Here is a 23,966-nt window from a genome sequence, read left to right on the forward strand (position 1 = left end):
ATATCATGAAATATATAACAACAACAATCATCGGGCTACTGCTATTAACTTCGTGTGGTGGAGACAAAAATCAATCGGTAGAAGATATAATCGCTTCTAAAGATTTAGCAAGCATTGAGGCAAAACGAAGTGAATTAAAAAAGCAACAGCAAGAAATAGCTGCCAGTTTACAAAAAATTGATACCGCCCTAGATAAATTAAGTGGTAAAAAAGTGCTTCCATTAATTACCACAATACCTATCAAAGCAGTTGCCTTTAATCACTTTTTAGAGATTCAAGGCAATGTAAAAACTAAACAGAATATTGTATTGTATCCAGAGTTTTCAGGTGTTCTAAAACATGTTTATGTAAAGGAGGGTCAACAAGTTAGTAAAGGGCAAACTTTAGCTAAAATTGATGATGGCGGTTTAAGTGAACAACTATCTCAAGCTAAAACGCAAGCAGCCTTAGCTAAAACCACGTATGAGCGCCAAAAAAGACTTTGGGAGCAAAAAATTGGTTCTGAAATTCAATTTTTACAAGCCGAAACCACATTTAACGCTACTCAAAATGCGGTAAAACAACTACAATCTCAATTAGATAAAACAAATGTTAGAGCACCTTTTTCAGGAATTATTGACGATGTAATTACAGACCAAGGTAGTGTGGTGGCTCCTGGACAAACACCGCTTTTAAGGATAGTAAATTTGAATAATATGTACATTGAGGCAGAAGTTCCAGAAAGCCACATACCCAATGTAACTAAAGGTAAAATGACCGAAGTTAACTTTCCTGCTTTGGGCAAAACTGTAGAAAGTTCTATTCGTCAAGTTGGAAATTTCATCAACCCTAATAATAGAGCATTTAAAATTGAAGTAGGTTTACCAAATAAAGAAGGTGATATTAAGCCAAACCTAACGGGAAAACTAAAAATAAACGACTACACAAACCCTGAAGCTATACTCATTCCACAGAGTATTATTTCAGAAAACAGTGCCGGAGAACAATATGTTTTTGTGGTAATAGATGTAAACGAAAACAAAATTGGCAAAGCCAAAAAAGTCATCATCACTACCGGTAAAACACAAGGCGACTTTATTGAAGTACTAACCGGATTAGAATCTGGATATCAAGTTATTAAAGAAGGTGCCCGAAGTGTTCAGGATGGCCAAGAAGTAGAAATTTCAAATTAAAAACGAATGAGCAAACTACATAAAGAATTCCAACCCTCATCATGGGCCATAAACAACAAAACAGTTGTTTATGTCATAGTTGCTATTTTCCTTTTTATGGGAATTTCAGCCTACTTTAGTTTACCTCGTGAAAGTTTTCCAGAGGTAAAGGAAACCAAAATATACATAAGTACACCTTACCCAGGTAACACCGCTGAAGACATTGAAAAACTTATTGTAGACCCTTTAGAAGACCGGGTTAAAAATATTAGCAATGTCACCGAAGTACTTTCAACTTCACAAGAAGACTACGGTATGATTATCATTGAATTTGATGAAAATATCACCGTAGAAGCTGCAAGACAAAAAGTAAAAGATGAGGTTGATAGTGAAAAAGCATCCGAAGATTGGCCAACATTTAATGGTGCTAAGGTAGAACCAGATGTTTTCGATTTAAATTTTTCTGAAGAAATGCCAATTCTAAACATCAATCTAACAGGCGATTATCCTGTTGATAAACTTAAAGAATTTGCAGAGATACTTCAGGACGACATTGAAGATTTAGAAGAAATTAAAGCCGCAGATATTCGTGGTGCTCAAGAAAAAGAAGTTGAAGTAGCCGTAGATATCTACAAAATGATGGCTGCAAAGGTAAGCTTCAATGATGTTATTGGTACCATTCAAAACGGTAACATGACTATGAGTGCCGGTAATCTCATTGCTAGCGGACAGCGAAGAACTGTTAGAGTTATTGGAGAAATTAGTGACCCTAAACAGTTAGAAAATTTTGTTGTTAAATCTGATAATGGTGCTGTGTATCTGCGTGATGTGGCAACCGTTTCTTTTATTGATGAAGACCATACCACATTTGCCAGAGACTTTGGTAAAAATGTAGTCATGTTAGATGTTAAAAAACGATCTGGTAAAAACATGGTAGCTGCGGCAGACGCCATTTATGAAATCATTAAAACTTCGCAGGAAACTAACATTATTCCTAAAGATGTAAAAATTACTACGGCTAATGATCAGTCTCAAATTACTTTAAATCAAGTTGATGATTTAGTAAACAATATCATTTTTGGTATTATTCTGGTTACAACAGTGTTGATGTTTTTCCTTGGTTTTAGAAATGCACTGTTCGTGGGGTTTGCTATCCCAATGTCTATGGTAATGGCCTTCATGATTGTACAAATATTAGGTTACACCATGAATACCATGATTCTTTTCGGACTCATTATGGGTCTGGGAATGTTGGTAGATAATGGCATTGTTCTGGTAGAAAATGTTTACCGTTTAATGGATGAAGAAGGTATGAGCCGTATTGAAGCCGCCAAAAAGGGTATTGGTGAAATTGCCATGCCAATCATTATTTCAACCTTAACTACAGTAGCAGCATTTATTCCTTTAGGAATGTGGCCAGGAATGATGGGAGAATTCATGATTTATTTCCCTATTACATTGTCTATAGTTTTAGGTTCTTCCTTATTTGTAGCAGTTTTTATCAATTCGGTTATGGTATCACAATTCATGAAAATTGAAGAGGACACCATACCTATGAAACGCTTAATACGAATTACCATAATATTGGTGCTATTAGGCTTATTTATATATTTTGTTGGTGGTGCCATCCGTGGGTTAGGTACCTTGCTTATTTTTAGTGCCACATTACTTTGGGGCTATAAATACATTATTAAAGGTGCTACACATACCTTTAAAGATCAGTTCTTACCTCGTTTAGAAAATCTTTATGAAAAACAACTAAGAACTGCTTTACAAGGAAGAATGCCTTATGTATATGTTGGTGGCACAGTGCTTATCCTAATTATTTCCTTCATGGCATTTGGAATCTCGGTTGGTACACAAAGAACTAACATAGAGTTTTTCCCAGATAATACGCCTAAGCAAATCATGGTGTATATTGAATATCCAGAAGGAACAGCCATTGAAAAAACCAATGAGATAACAAAAAGTATTGAAAACCGTGTTTACGAGGTTATTAGAAGTGAGAAATACACAAACTCAACGGATGATAGTAAAAACTTCTTGGTAGAATCTGTAGTATCTCAAGTTGGTGAAGGAGCAGGTAACCCATTTACCGATGGTGGTTCGGCAGCAGAAATGCCTAATAAGGGTAAAATTACGGCTACCATGCGCGAATTTAAATTTAGAAGAGATGCTAACAACAACATTATAGACAGTGAGGAGTTACGTAAAGACATTCAAAACGCTCTGAAAGGTGTTTATCCAGGAGTTTCTATTTCTGTTGAAAAAGACCCTGTTGGCCCACCTACTGGATACCCAATCAATATTGAAATTGAAGGTAAAGATTATGACCAACTCATTACTGTAGCAGAAAATATTAAGAAGTTTATTGATAGTAAAAATGTACCTGGTATAGACCAATTAAAAATTGATGTAAACCGCGGAAAACCTGTTGCCAGAGTTGATGTTGACCGTGAAAAAGCTGGAGAATTAGGGGTCTCTGCAGGTCAGGTAGGGCAACAATTACGTAATTCACTCTTTGGAGCTAAAGCGGGTGTTTACAAAAAAGATGGTGAAGATTATGATATCAATGTGCGCTTTAATGAAGATTTAAGATATAACACCAGTGCATTATTTAATCAAAACATCATCTTTAGAGACCAAGCTACAGGGCAACTAAAAGAAGTACCAATTTCGGCTGTAGCTAAACAAGCCAACACCTCATCATTTAGTTCTATTAAACATCGTGATTACAAACGTGTGGTAACGGTATACTCAGCTTTAGCCCCAGGATTTATAGATGCCAATATTGTTGTAAGCCAAATTAAAACAGAAATGGAATCGTATAGTGACACTTATGGAACGCTTCCAAGTGATATTAAAATTGATTATACTGGTCAGTTAGAAGAACAAGCCAAAGAGCAGGCTTTCTTAAACAAAGCACTTCTAGCAGGATTAGGTTTAATCATGTTAATTCTAATATTCCAGTTTGGTTCAGTTTCTAAACCTACAATTATCATGGGGGCTATATTTTTAAGTTTCGCCGGTGTATTTTTAGGTTTAGTATTTACGGGGTGGTCTTTTGTGATTATGATGACCATGATGGGTATTATTTCCCTCGCAGGTATTGTTGTAAATAATGGTGTTGTTCTGCTAGATTATACTCAATTATTAATAGACAGAAAACGTTCCACCATGGATGGTATTGATGTAACAGAGCGCTTGCCTATGGAAGATATCAAGGAAGCTATTGTAAAAGGTGGTAAAGCGCGTTTAAGACCCGTGTTATTAACCGCTATCACTACGGTTTTTGGATTAATTCCACTGGCTGTAGGATTTAACATTGATTTCTTTTCGCTTTTTAACAAATTTGACCCAAATATTTATATGGGAGGGGATAATAAGATTTTTTGGGGTCCATTGTCATGGACTGTTATTTTTGGCTTAATATTCGCCACATTCTTAACACTCATTATAGTTCCCGTATTATTCTATTTAGTGAACAAGTTAAAGCGAAAAATATTTTTAAGGAAGCTTAGATAAAGTTCGTCATTATTTATTATTCACTTGATAAATCAAAAGAGCCATAAAATATAAGGCTCTTTTGGTTTTTTAAACGCTTCTGTTGTAGTTGGCAGCTTGTTTTTAAAGTCTTATTAAGAGACAGACAAATTCAATGTACAAATACATATTTAATCACATAACTTATGTAAATTTGCACTTCAATTTTACAACCATGTATAGAAGTCATCATTGTGGTGAATTAAGAGCTACAGACATAAATGAAGAAGTTACCCTAGCCGGTTGGGTACAGAAATCTCGTGATAAAGGTTTTATTGTTTGGGTAGATTTACGTGACCGTTACGGTATCACTCAATTGGTTTTTGATGAAGAGCGTACCTCAAAAGACATGATGAAACAAGCCCAAACTTTGGGTCGAGAATTTGTAATTCAAGTAAAAGGAACTGTTATTGAACGTGCCTCTAAAAACCCAAATATGGCAACTGGAGACATAGAGATTTTAGTTTCAGAATTAAATATTCTTAACAAAGCCATTCTACCTCCATTTACTATTGAAGATGAAACTGATGGTGGCGAGGAATTACGTATGAAGTATCGTTATTTAGATATTCGTCGTAATCCCGTCAAAAATAGCCTAATTTTTAGACATAAAGTCACTCAAGAAGTAAGAAATTATTTGTCTAGAGAAGGATTTATTGAAGTTGAAACACCTTATTTAATCAAGTCAACACCTGAAGGTGCTCGCGATTTCGTGGTGCCTTCAAGAATGAACGAAGGCGAATTTTACGCATTACCACAATCACCTCAAACCTTTAAACAACTTTTAATGGTTGGTGGTATGGATAAATATTTTCAGATTGTAAAATGTTTTAGAGACGAAGATTTACGTGCTGACCGACAACCCGAGTTTACGCAAATAGACTGCGAAATGGCATTTATAGAGCAAGAAGATATTTTAAATGCTTTTGAAGGATTAACACGCCATTTATTAAAAGAAATTAATGGCGTTGAAATTGATAAATTCCCCAGAATTCAGTACGATGACGCCATGCGTTTATACGGAAATGATAAACCAGACATTCGTTTTGGGATGGAGTTTGGTGAGTTAAATGAAGTGGCACAACATAAAGATTTCAGTGTTTTCAACAATGCTGAATTGGTTGTTGGCATTGCAGTTCCAGGAGGAAACAGTTATACTAGAAAGGAAATTGACAAATTAATCGACTGGGTAAAACGTCCACAGATTGGCGCTTTAGGCATGGTGTATTGTCGTTGTAATGAAGATGGTTCATTTAAATCTTCTGTAGATAAATTCTATGACCAAGATGATTTAGCAAAATGGTCAGAAGTTACTGGTGCAAAACCAGGTGACTTAATTTGCGTGCTTTCTGGAGATACCAATAAGGTAAGAACTCAGTTAAGTGCCCTAAGAATGGAATTGGCAGAACGCTTAGGCTTGCGAAAGCCTAATGAATTTGCTCCACTTTGGGTCATGGATTTTCCATTATTGGAATGGGATGAGGAAACAAAACGTTACCACGCTATGCACCACCCATTTACATCTCCAAAACCAGGGCAGATTGAATTATTAAAAACAGATCCTGGTGCGGTTAAAGCTAATGCCTACGATTTAGTATTAAATGGGAACGAAATTGGAGGAGGTTCTATAAGGATACATGATAAAGCAACCCAATCGTTGATGTTTGATTATTTAGGATTTACAGAAGAAGAAGCCAAAGCCCAATTTGGATTTTTAATGGATGCCTTTCAATATGGCGCACCACCACATGGTGGTTTAGCATTTGGGTTAGACAGATTGGTAGCTATTTTAGGAGGACAAGAAACCATTCGTGACTTTATTGCCTTCCCAAAAAACAACTCTGGTCGTGATGTAATGATAGATGCTCCTGCACCTATTAACGAAGAACAATTGGAAGAATTAAGTTTAAAACTGAACCTTAAATCATAATTCAAAAATCCTGCACATTGCGGGATTTTTTGTTACTTTTAAAAATGCCTAACGCTAGAAGTCTTTTAAGGAAATTTCTAATCTGGAAATACAAACATATTTCAGAACGTCAATTTGTTTATATCCTTAGTATTCTAGTTGGGTTTCTAGCAGGTATGGGTACGGTAGTACTTAAAAACCTCACACACTATATTCGTCATTTTTTCAATTTATATATTTTTAAAGATTACCAAAGCACTCTATATTTTGTTTTACCAATTATTGGACTTTTATTGGTTTACATAATAAAGCAAACCTGGTTGAAAAAACATATTGGGCATGGTATTTCTACAACATTGCATGCTATTTCCAAACTAAATGGTATTATTCCTAGATATAATATTTATGCAGGTTTAATAACCGCTCCATTAACGGTTGGATTTGGTGGCTCTGTAGGGCTTCAAGGACCTGCGGTAAGTGTTGGTGCAGCTTTGGGGTCTAATGCTGCTCGTTTGTTTCACATGAATACGAAAACGAGATTATTATTAATTTCATGTGCAGCAGCAGGCGCTATGGCCTCTATGTTTAAAGCTCCTATTGCAGCCATAGTATTTGCCATTGAAATATTCAGTCTAGATATTGCTTTTGCCTCATTAGTACCATTACTTCTAGCCTCGGTTTCTGCTGTGGTAACTTCCTATTTTTTCTTAGGAACCGATGTATTACTCAGGTTTGAATTAATTGACAAATTTGAAATCAATGATATCGCTTTTTATGTGGTACTTGGTTTAGTTACAGGACATATGTCTGTGTACTTTTCAAAAGTCTTTTTCACCATAACCAACTTTTTTAAGCAATTTGAAAGTAGAGCAAAACGCTTGCTAATTGGAGGGTTAGCCATAGGAACTATGTTGTTTCTAATACCTCCACTTTATGGTGAGGGTTACGGCATTATGAACAATTTGCTTAAAGGAGATCACATCGCAGCCATAGGAAGAACACCTTTTAATTTAGATTTAGATAATATCTGGATAGTTATTGGTCTTCTTTTTGGCATAACCTTATTTAAAGCCATAGCTATGACCACTACATTTGGTGCTGGAGGTGTAGGTGGTGTTTTTATCCCAACGTTAGTTATGGGAAGCGCCTTGGGCAATGCCTTTGCCAAGGTAATAAACAATATTGGCTTTGGTTTCGATGTATCTGAATCTAACTTCACTTTAATAGGAATGACTGGCTTAATGGCAGGTGTTTTGCATGCCCCTTTAACTGCTATTTTTCTTATTGCCGAAATCACCGGTGGTTATGAACTTTTTGTGCCTCTTATGCTTGTATCTGCAATCTCTTTTGCTATTACCAAATATTATATATCACATTCTGTTTATACTTTAAAATTAGCTGAACGTGGCGAACTCATTACTCATGATAAAGACCAAAATGTATTGATGATGCTGGAGATTGACAAAGTAATTGAAACCAACTTTGTTATTTTAACACCAGATATGACATTGGGAAATATTTTAAAAAACGCCGTGGCGAAATCGTCTAGAAATCATTTCCCAGTGGTTAATGAGTCTCAGGAATTTTTAGGAGTTATCCGTTTAGATGATATCAGACACATGATGTTTAATACAGATTTATACGATAAAGTTAATGCAGAAAGTTTAATGCATGCCGATGCTGGAATCATCAATTATGAAGAAGATACCATGAACACCATCATGCAAAAATTTAAAACCAGCGGTGCTTGGAATTTACCTGTTATAAAACATGGCAAATATTATGGCTATATCTCTAAATCTAAATTATTAACCGCCTACAGACGACAACTAATAAATGTTACGCATTAATGAAATACATCATTCTCATACTATTTATAGCCACAGTAGGATTAATTCTTACGGGATTTTTTGTTGATTTGGAATACTCTCAAAAACTCGTAGGTTTTGGAACTGTTGGTTTATTTATTGTTGTATTTCCTCTATTCTCTTATTACCGCTGGAAAGACAAAAATTTAAAAGACTATATGCTTACTAAAGAAAATTTGGATAGAATGCGTGAATCACAGAAAAAGAAAAAGTATTAATCTTTTTGTCATTCTGAACTTGTTTCAGCATCTCATCTCTAGTGCAGATTCTTCGGTCATACCTCTATCAGGATGAAAAATATCAATTCAAATTTCGCTTCATAATAAAAAAACGTTTTAACAAATCACTAGTTTCTTCTGCCAAAACACCACCTTTAATTTTAGTTTTAGGATGAAGTTTTGTTTTGAGGTTAATACAACCGCGTTCTGGGTCTCTGGCACCATAAACTATTTTTGAAATTTGACTCCAGTACAATGCCCCAGCGCACATTTGACAAGGTTCTAAAGTTACATAGAGCGTACAATTTTTAAGATACTTGCCGCCCAAAAAATTAGCAGCTGCTGTAATGGCTTGCATTTCGGCATGTGCGGTAACATCGTTTAAAGTTTCGGTAAGGTTGTATCCGCGAGCTATGATTTTATTATCAATAACTATAACAGCACCCACAGGAATTTCACCCTTTTCAAAAGCAATTTCAGCTTCTTGTAAAGCTTTCCGCATAAAATAAACGTCATCAAAAATGTGTTCCATGGTCATAAAAATACGATTTCATTCTTGTACTTTTGCTTGGTGAACGAGCAATTGTTAAAACATATAGATTCACCAAAAGATTTGCGTGCCTTAAACCAAGATGAATTACCTAGGCTTGCTAAAGAATTGCGTGAATTTATTATCAATATTGTAGCCACTAAAGAAGGGCATTTAGGCGCTAGTTTAGGTGTGGTTGAATTAACCATTGCCTTGCATTACGTATTCAACACTCCAGAAGATTTATTGGTTTGGGATGTAGGGCATCAGGCCTACGGACATAAAATTTTAACAGGCCGAAAGAACATCTTTGACACTAACAGACAGTTGGGTGGTATTAGTGGGTTTCCCAAACGCGAAGAGAGTGTGTACGATAGTTTTGGTGTTGGACATTCCTCTACCTCTATTTCTGCTACTTTAGGTATGGCTATTGCTTCTAAACTCAAAGGAGAGAACAAGCATCATATTGCCGTTATAGGTGATGCTTCTATTGCCAGTGGTATGGCTTTTGAAGGATTAAACCATGCAGGAGTAACCGATGCTAACGTATTGGTGGTGTTAAACGATAATGCTATAGGTATTGACCCAAGCGTGGGTGCTTTAAAGCAGTATTTAACTAATGTAAAAAAGGGTACTCAAAAGCGCAACAATATCATAAAGGCTTTAAACTTTGACTATTCTGGACCCATTGACGGTCATGATATTGATAAAATTATATCGGAATTAGAGCGGCTAAAATCTGTTAAAGGCCCTAAATTATTGCACATAATAACTACAAAAGGTAAAGGATTAAAACAGGCCGAAAAAGACCAAGTCACATACCACGCCCCAGGAAAGTTCGACTCTGTAACAGGTGAGATTGCACCCAAAACAGCCACAACATTTACGAAATATCAAGATGTATTTGGTGAAACTATTGTTGAACTTGCTAAGGCTAATAAAAATATAGTTGGTATAACCCCTGCTATGCCTACTGGTAGTTCTCTAAAATATATGATGGACACGATTCCAGATAGAGCCTTTGATGTTGGTATTGCAGAACAACATGCGGTGACTTTGGCAGCTGGTATGTCAACCCAAGGGCTCATTCCTTTTTGTAATATTTACTCTACATTTTTACAACGGGCGTATGATCAGGTTATTCATGATGTAGCACTACAAAAACTACCTGTTGTTTTTTGTCTGGATAGAGCTGGTTTGGTGGGAGAAGATGGTGCCACACATCATGGCGTTTTGGATTTGGCTTATTTAAGATGTATTCCCAACCTCATCATTTTTGCTCCTAGGAATGAAGTTGAGTTGCGCAATATCATGTATACGGCTCAATTGGGATTAGAAAACCCTATTGCTATTCGTTACCCTAGAGGAAGTGGTGTAACTGTTAATTGGAAGCAACCATTTACTAACATAGAAATTGGCAAAGGAGAACAATTAAAACAAGGTAATCAACTTGCCATTTTAAGTATTGGAACCATGGACAAAAATGTAAAGGTTGCTATTGAAGACTTGGATGTCTCCCATTTTGATGTGCGCTTTTTGAAACCTTTGGATGAAAAAATGCTTCATAGTGTTTTTAAAAACCATGAGGTTATAATAACCATTGAAGATGGCACCATAAAAGGTGGTTTGGGAAGTGCAATTCTAGAATTTGCATCGGAATACAATTACAAAAACAGTATTAAAACACTAGGTATTCCCGATAGTTTTGTAGAACATGGAAATATTGAAGAACTTCAAAAATTGGTTGGATTAGACCCTGAAAGTATCAGAAAGTTCATCCTCTCTAATCTGTAATTAAGAATTAAATATTCATTGACTTCAAATTCAAAAAAAATGAGTTCACAATGTTGACTATTAGAGGTGTATTTTTAAAAAGTTAAGACTTGATGAATATTTAAAAGTATTTTGAAGAGTTCAGGTTGAACAAGTCTTTAATTCAACTTTTCAGTCAATTTATTAAATACCTTTTTTGGATTTTTACCCTCATAAAGTATTTCGTAAACTGCACTAATTATTGGTATTCGAGTTCTTTTATTGTTCCTTTCATAAAGTTGGTGAGCACTCTTGGTAGCATAATAACCTTCGGCTACCATACTCATTTCCATTTGAGCAGATTTTACAGTATAACCCTTTCCAATCATATTACCAAACATGCGGTTTCTAGAAAATGTGGAATACCCCGTAACCAATAAATCACCTAAATAAGCTGAGTTATTGATGTTTCGTTTCATTTTATGGCGTTTTTTAATAAAACGATTCATCTCACGAATGGAATTACTCATAAGTACGCTCTGGAAATTATCACCATAACCCAAGCCATGCGCTATGCCAGCCGCTATGGCATAAATATTTTTCAGCATAACAGCGTATTCAATACCAATAACGTCATCACTAACTTTGGTGTTGATGTATTCTGAAGATAAAGCTCTCGCAATTTCTTTAGCCTTATTGATATTAGAACATGAAATAGTAAGGTATGATAAGCGCTCTAAAGCAACCTCTTCAGCATGACATGGACCCGCAATTATCGCAATGTTTTCATAGGGTAAATTATAGAACTCATGGAAGTGTTCACCTACTAATAAACCAGATTCTGGCATAATACCTTTAACTGCTGATACAATTGTTTTAGTTGAAATATCAACGGAAAGCTTATTCAATTCATTATGAATAAAAGCCGAGGGAATTACAAAAAACAATACATCTGCCCATGCAGCAATCTCGTTAATGTCATTACTAAGCTTTAATTGTTCTAGATGAAACTCTACCGAACTTAAATAATTGGGGTTGTGTTGTTCTCTTAAAATATGTTCTTTAGTATAAACACTGCGCATATACCATCCCACTTCATCAAGATTTTCACAAAGCATTTTTACAATAGCTGTTGCCCAACTTCCACCGCCAAAAACCGCATATTTTAAAGGTTTTTCCATAAAAACATTCTATCAATTCCAGTTTAAAAGTACGTAAATATATTAAAGCTATGGCACCTATCAATTCTTTAAGAAAAATATTTTGGCACGTGTTTTGAAAACAACTAACTAGAAAACCTAAAATGAAGATAATATGAAGACGATAAAACTACTTTTTACATTCGCTTTATCAGCAACACTTTTCACATCATGTTATACCGAAGTTCATGTGGATGAATTTGTTGACGAACCCACAATTTCTATTAATCAGTTACTAAATTCTTATGAATTATGGTATGTAGACATTAACGCTACATCGGGTTATGGAGAAACACCATTTTTACAAAAAGCCTTTACAATTTCTTTTAGGGGAGGTGTGGTGTTTGCCAATAATAATATTGTGGGAATAGGAAATAATGGTAACGGATTTGGTATTGATGTGGGTGAGTATGAAGCTTATAATATGATTTTAGATGTATATCATGATATTGATGGCTTTACAACCTTTGATGTATTTCAAATTGATGCTAATACCATAGAACTTTATAATCCGAATAATGATACTTCCTACTTTTTAGATGGTTATCAACGTAGTAATTTTGATTACGATTTTGTGTTCTATGATAACATTCATTATTTCTTACAAGAGTATGAAGCCTGGGAGAAAACCTACACGAGTGAGTTTGGAGCAATTAATGAATTTGATAATGAAAACTTTGTACAGTTTTTAGCTGGAGGTAATGATTCTACATTCCAAAGTTCACAAGATATGGTTGGAACAAATGTTAATAGTCTAATTTGGGATTATACCGGGGTTTATGGAGTGGGGAATGTTTCAAATAATTTATACCTTAAAACTTTAACATTAGATTATGATTTCTTCGACAATGAATTTTTTGAATTGACCGTTATAGATGATAGAACTATTGAACTGTTTCATCCAACCTCTGAGACCGTATATGAATTTAAAGGTAGAGGATATATTCAATATTTGAAGATTACAGATTCAAAAGGAAAAAATGTTGAGGTAGATAAAAAACGTAAGTTTAAAAATAAAAGGGTAGACAACCCTAGAGAAAATACAAGAACAAAATAGAGTTTCACAAAAATTTGGTTGGTTATTTAGTTTAGAAACCGTTTAAAGCAAAGTTATTTAGGCGGTTTCTTTTTTGTTCGTATATCTACTATTTAGATACATATCATTATAATGAGGTATGCCTAATAATTACTGTAGATCTAAAGGCAAAAAATGAAGGTGATTAATATTATTACTAAATCAAGTTGTTAAACTATTTTTATCAGCATTTTTATATTAATAGGAAGAGTAGTTTCAGTATTCTATTTCAGGTTTTCTACTATAAATTCTCTGATTTTAAAATCAATATCTTTTTCATTATCAACTATTTTACTTGTGTATAGATGGTTTTTAACATTATGTTTATTAAGTTTTTTTGACACTACAATAGCATGATTTCTGTGATGCTGAATCACATTATCATTTTTTGGGAAATGTTCTTTCATTAAGTTCATAAGATAAATTGGAGGGTCTTTTGCATCAATCATAGATAACATGTCTAGTTGTTTTGAAGCGATACGAATTTCATTCTTAAATGATTTATAATCTGAATAGCCATAAAAGTTAGCAGCAGCATTATAAATTTGTTTGCGCTTTAAGGGAAGAACTAAACGCATATAAGGTATTATTTTTTTCCATTTAAAAACATTGTATGTAGCTTGCGTGGCTATAGCTCCTGCGCATTTTAATCGTGTAGATTCTCCTTTTAAAGAAGTATCTCCCTTTATTGCTAGATTATCATGAAAGGCAAAATATAAACTTGAACCTGCACCAGCAGAATTACCATAACAACCTACTCTTTCTTTATCAATATTAAACTCATCAGCATGAAATCGTAAATATTGAATAGCTGTTTGAATATCTTCAAGACATATTCTTACTCCCAGAGAATCGTTTGGTGTATAGAAGCGATAATTAATAGATACTACTGCAATATTATTGTCAAGAAAATACTTAATATCTTGTTTTCTCCTATATATATTTTTTTTGTCTCCATGTTGAAATCCACCTCCATGTATATAAATAATAAGACCATGCTTCGCATCATTTTTTGGGAGTAGAATATCAAACTTATTTCGCTCGTATTCTCCGTATGATAAATCAAAATGACTAGAAAAATCTTTGGGATTTAGATAGTCCAAATCTTGTCCATATACAAGTCCCAAAAAGTTCAGAAATAATGTGTATAATAATATTAGTTTTAATAAATACTTGTTTTTAAACCAGTTAGTCATGTTTATAAATGTTTTGTTTGGATATAGGAAAAATCACTGTAGTTAAAGAAACAGTAAGGATTGAGTTTCTGCTTTTAAAGATATTTCAAAATATAGTAATCAGTATAGTTGTAAATTTTAACAAAATAAAGCCATCAAAGAGCCCTCACCAATAATTCTGCAGTCGCAGGATTAGTAGCTAGCGGTACGTCGTGCACATCGCACAAGCGCATAAGCATAATAACATCAGGTTCGTGTGGGTGCTTTTCAAGAGGATCTCTAAAAAATATCACCATGTTGCATTTTCCCTCAGCAACTCTGGCTGCTATTTGGGCATCACCACCTAGAGGACCCGATAGCAATTTAGTAACTTTTATCCCTGCATTTTCAACCTTACCTCCTGTGGTACCCGTAGAGATGATGTCTATTTTCTTTTCTTGAAGTTTTGCTTTGTGTTGATTTATAAACTGAACCATTTCAGCTTTTTTTCCATCATGTGCAATAATTGCTATTTCCATTTCATGTTAATTTTTAGTTATGAAGCCCCGATTTAAACTCGCTAACCATATTTTTTATTATGGCTTTGGTGTCTCCTTCTTTAAGGCTTTCAAATGACACATAACCACGATAATTACTAGATTGTATAATCTTTGCAATACGTTTTAAATCGGCTTGAACTTTAGTACTATCTTTTTGTTTTACATGCTCTTTTACAAAATAGTAGTTGGTATAAGGCGCAAGGTTTTCAATTTCTTGATACGGGTTGTTGGAAGGTAAACTTCCGCAGTCTAAAATTAACCCAAACCAATCTGAGTCTACTCTTTTTAAAATATCAATGACTTCCTCACTGGTAAATAAAAATTCGTCATGATTTTGCAAACCAACCATAACGCCATGAAGTTCCCCATATTTAGCACACGTTTTAAAGTCATTCACCATCCATTCCTTTACTTGCTCTTTGGAATATGTATCACTTTTATGTCTTCCAGTAAAAATTCTCATAATGGGTGATCCCAATTTAGAGGAAACCTCTAGCCAGTTTTTGATAAGTTCAATATCATTATTTCTTTTAACAGCATCTGGAGTGGCAAAGTCATTTCTAACACCGGTCCAAGCAATATCAAGTCCTAACTCAAGAGCTTTTCTTTTTAAGTCAAAAAGTGCTTTGTTGGTTGGTGAATCTGGATAAGAATTGAAATAATAACCTGTTAAATCTACAGCATCTAAACCAATATCTGCAGCAAATTCCATCATGTCATAAAAAGTCATTTCGCCACTTCTTAACTCAGAATTAAAGGAATAGGCATTAATGCTGTACTGCAGTCTAGTTGTCTTGTTGTTTTTAACAAGATTGGTGTAAGCCATGAGTCTGTTAGCCCCTAAAACTAAAGGTGCTAGCATTAAGCTTTGTAAAACGTTTCTTCGAGTTTTATCCATGATGAATAAGATTTAAAACGACCAAAATTTCTGTAATTAAAATAAGAATTTTTAGTTACCTGTAAAAATTCATTTCATCTAAATATTCCCAAACATGCTGTGGTAGCATAGGCTGTACATTTTTACCTTCTTTTATGGCATTTCTAATAAATGTAGAAGAAATTTCCATAACAGGGGCATCTATAAAATGTACTTTCTCGTGGTCATCAAACTTTGTTTCAACCCTTATTTTAGGAACTCTGGGGTAGACATAGATATGATGATTTTGCAGAATAACCTCGGCGTTTTTCCATTTATGGAAATGCTTTAAATTATCTTCTCCCATTATTAAACAGAACTCATAATTGGGATATTTCTCCTCTAAATGAACCAGTGTATTAATAGTGTAGTTAGGTTGTGGTAATTTAAACTCAATATCACTTGGCTGTAATTTAGTATAATCTTTTGTAGCTCTGTAAACCATCTCTAAACGCTGGTAGTTATCAAGTAAAGAACTTTTATTTTTAAACGGATTGTGAGGCGTAACTACAAACCAAACTTGATCAAGGTCACTGTATTCTGCAAAATGATTGGCTATAACCAAATGCCCAACATGAATAGGGTTAAAAGATCCAAAATACAACCCTATCTTCATACTTAAGAATTTATAAAGTTTTTCACCAATACTTCAGCGTCCTTAAAAGCATTTTCTAAATTGTCATTAACTACAATTTCATCAAATAAAGGTGCTGTAGCTAATTCTGCCGAAGCTTTTGCAACCCGCATACTTATTTTTTCTGCGCTTTCAGTTTTGCGTTTTTTTAACCTAATTTTTAGCTCGTCTATACTTGGTGGTTTTACAAAAATGGCCAATGTTTGTTCTGGGAATTTGCGTTTAATTCTAAGTCCGCCAGAAACATCAATATCAAAAATAACATGCTTTCCTAAATCCCAGATACGTTCTACTTCACTTTTTAAAGTCCCATAAAAATTGTCTCTATAAACCTCTTCCCATTCTAGAAATTCTTGGTTTTTGATTTTGTTTTTAAAATCTTTAGCAGACAGAAAATAGTAGTCTTTTCCATCTACTTCAGTTCCTCGTTTTTCGCGTGAAGTAGCCGATATTGAAAACTCTAAATTTAATTCTTCAATACCTAACAAATGTTTAACTATAGTTGTTTTTCCAGAACCTGAAGGTGCTGAAAACACGATGAGTTTACCTTGTTTATTTTCGTTCTTTGTCAAAAGTTTAAAATTTTTATAGATTGTACTGCCACAGCATACTGCTGACGTTTCAATGAATTAAAGCACATTCAATAACTGCTCCTTAATTTTTTCGAGTTCATCCTTCATCTGTACAACGAGCTGTTGCATAGACGCATAGTTGCTTTTGGAACCAATGGTATTTATTTCACGACCTATTTCCTGCCCAATAAATCCGAGTTTTTTTCCGTTAGAATCTTTAGATTTTAAGGTTTCAATAAAATAGTTTAAATGATTTTTTAATCGCACCTTTTCTTCGGTGATATCAAATTTTTCAATGTAGTAAACCAACTCTTGCTCAAAGCGGTTTTCATCATACTTTTCTTTGAGCTCTTCAACACCTTTTAACAAACGCTCTCTAACAGCCTCAATACGTTCTGGGTCCATCTCTATAACTCTCTCTAGTAGAATACCAATGTTTTCAATGCGTTTTATAAAATCGGTTTCAAGTACTTTGCCTTCGTCTTTTCTGTAATTGTTTAAAGCATCAACGGCACTATTGATTTCGGTTTGAATTTTTTTCCATTCGTCTTCATCGATTTCTTCTCTAACCGTATTTAACGCATCTGGAAATCTAACCGCCATTTTAAGTAGTTCGGTGTCATCGCCATCAACCACTTCTTTTAATTGGTTTATGTATTGTTGCACCACGGGTTTGTTTATCTGTGATGAAGTATCCTCTCCTGTCACTTCCACATAAATTGAAAAATCAACTTTTCCACGCTCCAAAGCATTTGCTAATTGTTTTCTAATAGCTAATTCTTTCTCTCTATAAATAGTAGGCATTCTAGCATTTAAGTCAAGATTTTTACTGTTTAGAGATTTTAACTCTATGGTAATTTTTTTGGTGGGTAGTTGCAATACAGATTTTCCGTAACCTGTCATTGAATAAATCATAAACGTGTATTTAAGATTACAAAGGTAATTAAAACCAGAATGGAATAAAATGCAAGCGGTAACTAAAAAATAATTACTTTAATTATCTAAATTAGCTTACTTCTTTTAGTTTAGAAGAAGACGCACTTAAAATTTAAACGTGTGAAAAAAAGAATCACGCTGAAACATATAGCTAACCAATTTGATGTATCTATTGCTACGGTATCTAAGGCCTTGAGCGATAGTTATGAAATTAGCGCGAAAACCAAAGAGAAAATTCAGCAGTACGCTAAAGAGCATCATTATAAACCTAATAGTGTTGCTTTAAGTTTGCTCAACAAAAAAACCAAAACTATAGGTGTCATCATTCCTAATATCATGAACAACTTTTTTGCAAAGGTGTTTGTTGGTATTGAAGAAAAAGCTACCGAAAAAGGTTATAGTTTAATTTCTTGTATTTCAAACGAATCATACGAAAAGGAAGTTAAAACCATGGAACTTTTGAAAAATGGTACTTTAGATGGTTTTATTTTATCACTTGCGGAAGAAACCCAAGAAAAGGAACAATACCAACATTTAAAGAACACTATTAATGAAGGAGTGCCTATGGTTTTGTTTGACCGTGTAACTGATGAAATTGCTTGCGATAAAGTAATTGTTGATGATTTTGAAGGAGCTCGTAATGCCACCAATCATCTCATAAAAACAGGGTGTAAGCGAATTGCATTGATTTCAGTAATTGATAATTTAAGTGTTGGTAAACTAAGGGCAAAGGGTTACGAAAAAGCACTTACAGATAACAATATAACTATTGACCCCAAACTTATTGTTAAAATTGGTAAACGTGAAGATTTTGAAACAGCTATGAAAATTGTTTTGGCAGATAAATCTATAGATGGTTTGTTGTGTTTAGAAGAAAGTTCTGCGGTGCAATCTTTAGAAATTGTAAAGCGTATGGGGTATCATATGCCTAATGAGATGTCAATTATTTGTTTCACCAATGGGAAGTTACCGCAATATGTAACACCCAGAATTACCACCATTAGTCAACATGGCAAGTATATTGGTGAAATGGCAGCCAAAATACTTATAGACCGACTGGAAGGTGAAATAGACGCGCCGTTTCAAACCAAAGTAATCAAAACTAGTTTGATAGAGCGCGAGAGCACAAAGCGTATCTAGTAATTCCCTTTAATTATTTGGTTTTGTCAAAATTTTCACCTAACTTGATAATCATTAAAAAAGATGCATATCATTAAGTTACCACACATTTGAAAAAATCAAGACCCCTAAAATAAAGAATCAATGAAACAATTAGTTTTAAAACCAGTACAGTTGCTTTGTATAGTTACTTTATTTATTTCTTGTAAAAATGAAAAAAGAGCAAAGGTATATTCAAATGCTGAGATTGAAACTGAATCAAAAAGACTGAACGATTTTCTTCAAAAATCATTTGATAATATCGTGGCTTTATACCCTGAATTTCAAACTAGGCTTGGAATTAAAAAGGATTATGGTAAATTAAATGACATTTCTCCTGAAATGGATGAAAGAAATTTGGAAATAAAAAAGAATGAACTTGTCTGGTTAACTGATTCTGTAAATGTAGATGCTCTTTCAAAAGATGCTTTATTAAGCTATAAACTCTTTAAGCAAAATCTGGAAAACTATATTAATGATTATAAATATAGACTGTATAACTACCCAGTGAATCAAATGTTTGGTGCGCAGTCACAGAAACCTGCATTCTTAATAAATATGCACCGAATTGATAGTGTTTATGATGCTGAAGCTTATATATCTAGATTAAATGGGTTCAATAAATACTTTTCTCAATTGTTAGAAAACATAAAAACTCGTGAAGCTAATGGTATTGTTCCTCCAAAATTTGTTTACGATAAAGTTATTCAAGATTCAGAAAATATATTAGTTGGTCAACCATTCGATAATTCTGATTATCAAAGTACTTTATTAGAAGATTTCATGAGTAAAGTAAATGAATTGGAAATAGATGATACCACTAAATCCGCTTTAGAAAACCAAGCAAATGAAGCTTTATTGGCATCAATAAAACCTGCTTACAAAGGGCTTATTTCTTTTATGAAAGCACAAAAGGAAAGGGCAAATACCGATCATGGTGTGTGGAAATTTCCTAATGGTGAGGCATTCTATAACAATGCATTAAAAAGAACAACCACTACTGATTTAACTGCAGATAAAATTCATGAAGTAGGATTGTCCGAAGTTACTAGAATTCATAATGAAATGGATGCTATTCGTGAAAAAGTTGGCTTTGAAGGCAGTTTGCAAGAGTTTTTTCAATTTATAAAAACAGACGAACAGTTTTATTTTACTCAAGATCAAAAAGGGAAAGATGTATATTTAGCCAAAGCTATCCAGATAATTGATAGCATGAAAACAAGGTTAGACGAATTATTTATCACCAAACCTAAAGCAGACATTATAGTAAAAGCCGTTGAGCCATTTAGAGAAAAATCGGCTGGAAAGGCATTTTATCTCCGTCCTGCTGCAGATGGTTCCAGACCAGGGATTTATTATGCCAATTTATATGACATGAAATCAATGCCAACATATCAAATGGAAGCGTTGGCATATCACGAAGGTATTCCTGGGCATCATATGCAATTGGCAATTCAGCAAGAATTAGAAGATGTGCCAATGTTTAGAAAATTTCAGGGTTATACAGCCTTTATTGAAGGCTGGGGTTTATATTCTGAATTTATTCCAAAAGAAATGGGATTCTATGCAGACCCTTATTCAGATTTTGGGCGTTTGGCAATGGAGTTGTGGAGAGCTTGTAGATTGGTTGTAGATACAGGAATACATGCTAAAAAATGGACACGAGAGGAAGGTATTAAGTATTATATCGATAATACACCAAATGCTGAAACAGACGCCATTAAAATGGTAGAACGGCACATTGTAATGCCAAGTCAAGCAACTGCTTATAAGATTGGTATGTTGAAGATTATAGAATTACGTAAAAAAGCAAAAGAAGCATTAGAAGAAAAATTTGATATTCGTGAATTCCATGAGGTAGTGATCTCTCATGGTGCAATTCCTTTAAACGTTTTAGAAGATTTTGTAGACGAATACATTGCTTCTAAAAGTTAAGTTTCTTAAAATTAGGACTAGCTTATAAGAAATTCCTTTAAGCGAACTAGCATTTTGTAAATTAAAAAGACTCAATAGAAAAATCTATTGGGTCTTTTTAATATTTAATAAGTTATTATTTTTTCTTCCAAATGTTTTCCATTTCTTCAAGGGTTTTACCCTTAGTTTCTGGTACGAATTTCCAAACTAGTAAGGCTGCAAGTACTCCCATGATACCATAAATCCAATAAGCAAATCCATGATTAAATGTTTCTAATAAATAGGTGTTTTTGTCCATCATAGGGAATGTCCAGGAAACTAGATAATTCGAAATCCATTGAGCAGCTACGGCTACGGCAAGCGCTCTACCTCTAATTTTATTTGGGAAAATTTCAGATAGTAATACCCAACAAACTGGTCCCCAACTCATAGCAAAACCTGCCACATAAATTAACATAAATATAAGTGCTCCTATACCTACCGATTCCATATAAAAAGAAGTCCCTAAAGAGAACATGGCAAATGCCATACCTACAGCACCAATAATCATTAGTGGTTTTCTGCCGTATTTATCTACAGTCATAATTGCAAGAACAGTGAATAGTAAATTAACCGCACCAACAATAATTGTTTGTAATAAAGCAGCATCTGTTCCAGAACCCATACTCTTAAATATTTCAGGAGCATAATAAAGCACCACATTAATACCAACAAATTGTTGAAAAACCGATAATAAAACACCTATTACTATCACTGTAATACCATATGAAAATAATTTTCCAGAATGGCTAACCACCGTATTTTGAATATCACCTAAAATCTTTTTGGCCTCCTCAATACCATTTACTTTTACTAACACATCCAGTGCTTTTTCTGGTTGAGACTTTAACACTAAAGATCTTGGTGTATCAGGAACCATAAATAACATTAATAGGAACAATGCAGCAGGAATAGTTTCTGAGGCAAACATCCAACGCCATCCAACAGTGTTAAGCCAAGAATCATCTCCTTGTTTTGCAATAAAGTAATTCACAAAATACACTACCAGCATACCAAAAATGATGGCAAACTGATTCATCGACACCAATTTTCCCCTAATTTTAGCAGGTGCAATTTCAGCTATATAGAGTGGAGATAGCATGGATGCCAACCCTACACCTATACCCCCAATAATTCTGTACACTATAAATACATAAATAAAGGTATGATCGGCCTCTCCTATAGGTTTAACGAGCATTTCAGGCATGGCAGACCCTAAAGCAGAAAGTAGAAATAAAATGGCTGCTAAAATTAATCCTTTTTTACGACCAAATTTTTTGCTTATGATACCACCCGAAAGGCCACCAATAATACAGCCTATTAAAGCACTGGAAACAACTAATCCCAAACGAGAATTTGCAGCGGTTTCTTCCAATCCAAACGGAAGTACGAAGAAATGTTCTAATGAACTTACGGTTCCAGAAATAACAGCTGTGTCATAACCAAAAAGTAATCCGCCCAAGGTGGCTACTAGGGTTAGTTTAATTAAATACTTAGAATTAGTTGTTTCCATAATGTGGTCTTAAATGTATTGGTTGATAATGTTTTCGAACAATTCTTGTTTACCACTGGTTAATGGTAATTCGCCATTTTCATTGGCAATATCGTAAAGTGCCTTCATATCTAATTTCCCATCTTCAAAATCTTTACCTTTTCCTGAATCAAAAGAGCTATATCTTTTAGTTCTTAAGTTTTCATATGGTGACGAAGATATGATTTTATCTGCAGTTATTAATGCACGTGCAAAAGTATCGGCACCACCAATATGCGCGTGGAATACATCTTCCATATCGGTAGAATTCCTTCTAATTTTAGCATCGAAATTCACACCACCACCTTGTAGTCCACCAGCTTTTAGGAATACCAACATAGCCTCTGTCGTTTCTTGTATGTTATTAGGAAATTGATCTGTATCCCAACCATTTTGGTAATCACCACGATTGGCATCAATACTACCTAACATACCAGCACTTGCAGATACCTCTAATTCATGTTGAAACGTGTGTTGCGCCAAAGTAGCATGGTTTACTTCAATATTCATTTTGAAATCTTTATCTAAACCATATTCCTTTAAAAATCCAATGGCTGTAGCCGCATCAAAATCGTACTGATGTTTCATGGGTTCCATTGGTTTCGGTTCAATAAAGAACGTGCCATTAAAACCTTGGCCTCTAGCATAATCCCTTGCCATGGTTAAAAGCTGCGCCATGTGGTCTAACTCACGCTTCATATCGGTATTTAATAACGACATGTAACCTTCACGTCCACCCCAGAACACATAATTTTCGCCTCCTAAAGCAATGGTAGCATCTAAGGCTAATTTTATTTGAGCACCTGCTCTTGCAACTACATTAAAATCTGGATTTGTAGCGGCTCCATTCATGTATCTTGGATTTGAAAAACAGTTAGCCGTTCCCCAAAGCAGTTTTTTACCAGTTTCGGCTTGTTTTCCTTTTAGATAATCAACAATGGTGGCCAATCTTTTTTCAGATTCTGCAAAAGTTGGTGCTTCTTGAACTAAATCATAATCATGGAAACAGTAGTAATCAAATCCCATTTTAGAAATGAATTCGAAAGCTGCATCAGCTTTATCTTTAGCTGCTTGAATAGGGTCGGCTGCCTGGTCCCAAGCAAAATTTTGAGTTCCTGGTCCGAATGGATCTGAACCTTGTCCACAGAACGTATGCCAGTAAGCAATTGCAAATTTAAAATGCTCACGCATGGTTTTTCCAGCCACCACTTGGTCTGGGTTGTAATATTTAAATGCTAAGGGGTTATCAGATTCCTTACCTTCAAATTTAATGGCGTCTATGCCTTTAAAATATTCCATGATTTTAGT

General features: G+C 34.4%; 19 protein-coding genes. 9 read left to right on the top strand and 10 right to left on the bottom strand.

The window, feature by feature from the left end:
- Window positions 1–5: 5 nt before the first annotated feature.
- From DFQ02_RS02860 to DFQ02_RS02880, 5 genes are all read left to right on the top strand, one after another.
- Complete coding sequence (locus DFQ02_RS02860) at window positions 6–1,172, top strand: efflux RND transporter periplasmic adaptor subunit (RefSeq protein WP_116039460.1); 1,167 nt, start codon at window positions 6–8, stop codon at window positions 1,170–1,172.
- A 6-nt stretch (window positions 1,173–1,178) separates the two neighbouring features.
- A complete protein-coding gene (locus DFQ02_RS02865; RefSeq protein ID WP_116039461.1) occupies window positions 1,179–4,676 on the top strand; it encodes an efflux RND transporter permease subunit in 3,498 nt (1,165 codons plus the stop codon).
- A 193-nt stretch (window positions 4,677–4,869) separates the two neighbouring features.
- Window positions 4,870–6,624, top strand: coding sequence for an aspartate--tRNA ligase (gene aspS / locus DFQ02_RS02870; protein ID WP_116039462.1), 1,755 nt, complete (start codon window positions 4,870–4,872; stop codon window positions 6,622–6,624).
- A 44-nt stretch (window positions 6,625–6,668) separates the two neighbouring features.
- On the top strand, window positions 6,669–8,453 hold the full coding sequence (locus tag DFQ02_RS02875; protein ID WP_116039463.1) for a chloride channel protein: 1,785 nt from the start codon (window positions 6,669–6,671) through the stop codon (window positions 8,451–8,453).
- A complete protein-coding gene (locus tag DFQ02_RS02880) occupies window positions 8,453–8,689 on the top strand; it encodes a hypothetical protein (protein ID WP_116039464.1) in 237 nt (78 codons plus the stop codon). The genes DFQ02_RS02875 and DFQ02_RS02880 overlap by 1 nt, the downstream gene beginning before the upstream one ends.
- A gap of 82 nt (window positions 8,690–8,771) precedes the next feature.
- Here DFQ02_RS02880 and DFQ02_RS02885 read toward each other — a convergent pair whose 3' ends face one another.
- On the bottom strand, window positions 8,772–9,221 hold the full coding sequence (locus DFQ02_RS02885) for a nucleoside deaminase (protein ID WP_116039465.1): 450 nt from the start codon (window positions 9,219–9,221) through the stop codon (window positions 8,772–8,774).
- 39 nt (window positions 9,222–9,260) lie between these two features.
- Between DFQ02_RS02885 and dxs the strand changes: the two genes are divergently transcribed.
- Complete coding sequence (gene dxs, locus DFQ02_RS02890; RefSeq protein ID WP_116039466.1) at window positions 9,261–11,012, top strand: 1-deoxy-D-xylulose-5-phosphate synthase; 1,752 nt, start codon at window positions 9,261–9,263, stop codon at window positions 11,010–11,012.
- Window positions 11,013–11,149: 137 nt separating this feature from the next.
- Here dxs and DFQ02_RS02895 read toward each other — a convergent pair whose 3' ends face one another.
- Window positions 11,150–12,151, bottom strand: coding sequence for an NAD(P)H-dependent glycerol-3-phosphate dehydrogenase (locus tag DFQ02_RS02895; RefSeq protein WP_116039467.1), 1,002 nt, complete (start codon window positions 12,149–12,151; stop codon window positions 11,150–11,152).
- A gap of 133 nt (window positions 12,152–12,284) precedes the next feature.
- Between DFQ02_RS02895 and DFQ02_RS02900 the strand changes: the two genes are divergently transcribed.
- The gene (locus DFQ02_RS02900) at window positions 12,285–13,226 is read left to right on the top strand and encodes a nicotinic acid mononucleotide adenyltransferase (RefSeq protein WP_116039468.1); all 942 of its coding nucleotides are present in this window, start codon (window positions 12,285–12,287) and stop codon (window positions 13,224–13,226) included.
- A 242-nt stretch (window positions 13,227–13,468) separates the two neighbouring features.
- Here the strand turns inward: DFQ02_RS02900 and DFQ02_RS02905 are convergent, their stop codons facing one another.
- The 6 genes from DFQ02_RS02905 to DFQ02_RS02930 form a co-directional block, all read right to left on the bottom strand.
- On the bottom strand, window positions 13,469–14,440 hold the full coding sequence (locus DFQ02_RS02905) for an alpha/beta hydrolase family protein (RefSeq protein ID WP_116039469.1): 972 nt from the start codon (window positions 14,438–14,440) through the stop codon (window positions 13,469–13,471).
- Window positions 14,441–14,574: 134 nt separating this feature from the next.
- The gene (locus tag DFQ02_RS02910) at window positions 14,575–14,937 is read right to left on the bottom strand and encodes a methylglyoxal synthase (RefSeq protein WP_116039470.1); all 363 of its coding nucleotides are present in this window, start codon (window positions 14,935–14,937) and stop codon (window positions 14,575–14,577) included.
- Between the two features lie 13 nt (window positions 14,938–14,950).
- Window positions 14,951–15,856, bottom strand: coding sequence for a sugar phosphate isomerase/epimerase family protein (locus tag DFQ02_RS02915; RefSeq protein ID WP_116039471.1), 906 nt, complete (start codon window positions 15,854–15,856; stop codon window positions 14,951–14,953).
- A 55-nt stretch (window positions 15,857–15,911) separates the two neighbouring features.
- A complete protein-coding gene (nadD, locus tag DFQ02_RS02920; protein WP_116039472.1) occupies window positions 15,912–16,490 on the bottom strand; it encodes a nicotinate (nicotinamide) nucleotide adenylyltransferase in 579 nt (192 codons plus the stop codon).
- Window positions 16,491–16,492: 2 nt separating this feature from the next.
- Entirely contained in the window at window positions 16,493–17,080 is a 588-nt protein-coding gene (gene gmk, locus DFQ02_RS02925) for a guanylate kinase (RefSeq protein ID WP_116039473.1), read from the bottom strand.
- A gap of 57 nt (window positions 17,081–17,137) precedes the next feature.
- Window positions 17,138–17,995: a YicC/YloC family endoribonuclease gene (locus tag DFQ02_RS02930; RefSeq protein WP_116039474.1), complete on the bottom strand. Its 858-nt coding sequence runs from the start codon at window positions 17,993–17,995 to the stop codon at window positions 17,138–17,140.
- A gap of 141 nt (window positions 17,996–18,136) precedes the next feature.
- Between DFQ02_RS02930 and DFQ02_RS02935 the strand changes: the two genes are divergently transcribed.
- Window positions 18,137–19,156, top strand: a complete 1,020-nt coding sequence (locus DFQ02_RS02935; protein WP_116039475.1) for a LacI family DNA-binding transcriptional regulator — start codon at window positions 18,137–18,139, stop codon at window positions 19,154–19,156.
- A 123-nt stretch (window positions 19,157–19,279) separates the two neighbouring features.
- Window positions 19,280–21,109 carry a DUF885 domain-containing protein gene (locus DFQ02_RS02940; RefSeq protein WP_116039476.1) on the top strand — a complete coding sequence of 610 codons (1,830 nt, stop codon included), beginning with the start codon at window positions 19,280–19,282 and terminating at the stop codon, window positions 21,107–21,109.
- A gap of 115 nt (window positions 21,110–21,224) precedes the next feature.
- On the opposite strand, the gene xylE is transcribed toward DFQ02_RS02940, so the two are convergent.
- Together xylE and xylA are read right to left on the bottom strand one after the other, a co-directional pair.
- Window positions 21,225–22,640 (bottom strand): D-xylose transporter XylE, encoded by a 1,416-nt coding sequence (xylE, locus tag DFQ02_RS02945; protein WP_116039477.1) that lies wholly within the window; start codon window positions 22,638–22,640, stop codon window positions 21,225–21,227.
- A 9-nt stretch (window positions 22,641–22,649) separates the two neighbouring features.
- Entirely contained in the window at window positions 22,650–23,957 is a 1,308-nt protein-coding gene (gene xylA / locus DFQ02_RS02950; RefSeq protein ID WP_116039478.1) for a xylose isomerase, read from the bottom strand.
- Window positions 23,958–23,966 lie beyond the last annotated feature (9 nt).

Source organism: Seonamhaeicola aphaedonensis, assembly GCF_003386195.1.
GTDB classification, from domain to species: domain Bacteria; phylum Bacteroidota; class Bacteroidia; order Flavobacteriales; family Flavobacteriaceae; genus Seonamhaeicola; species Seonamhaeicola aphaedonensis.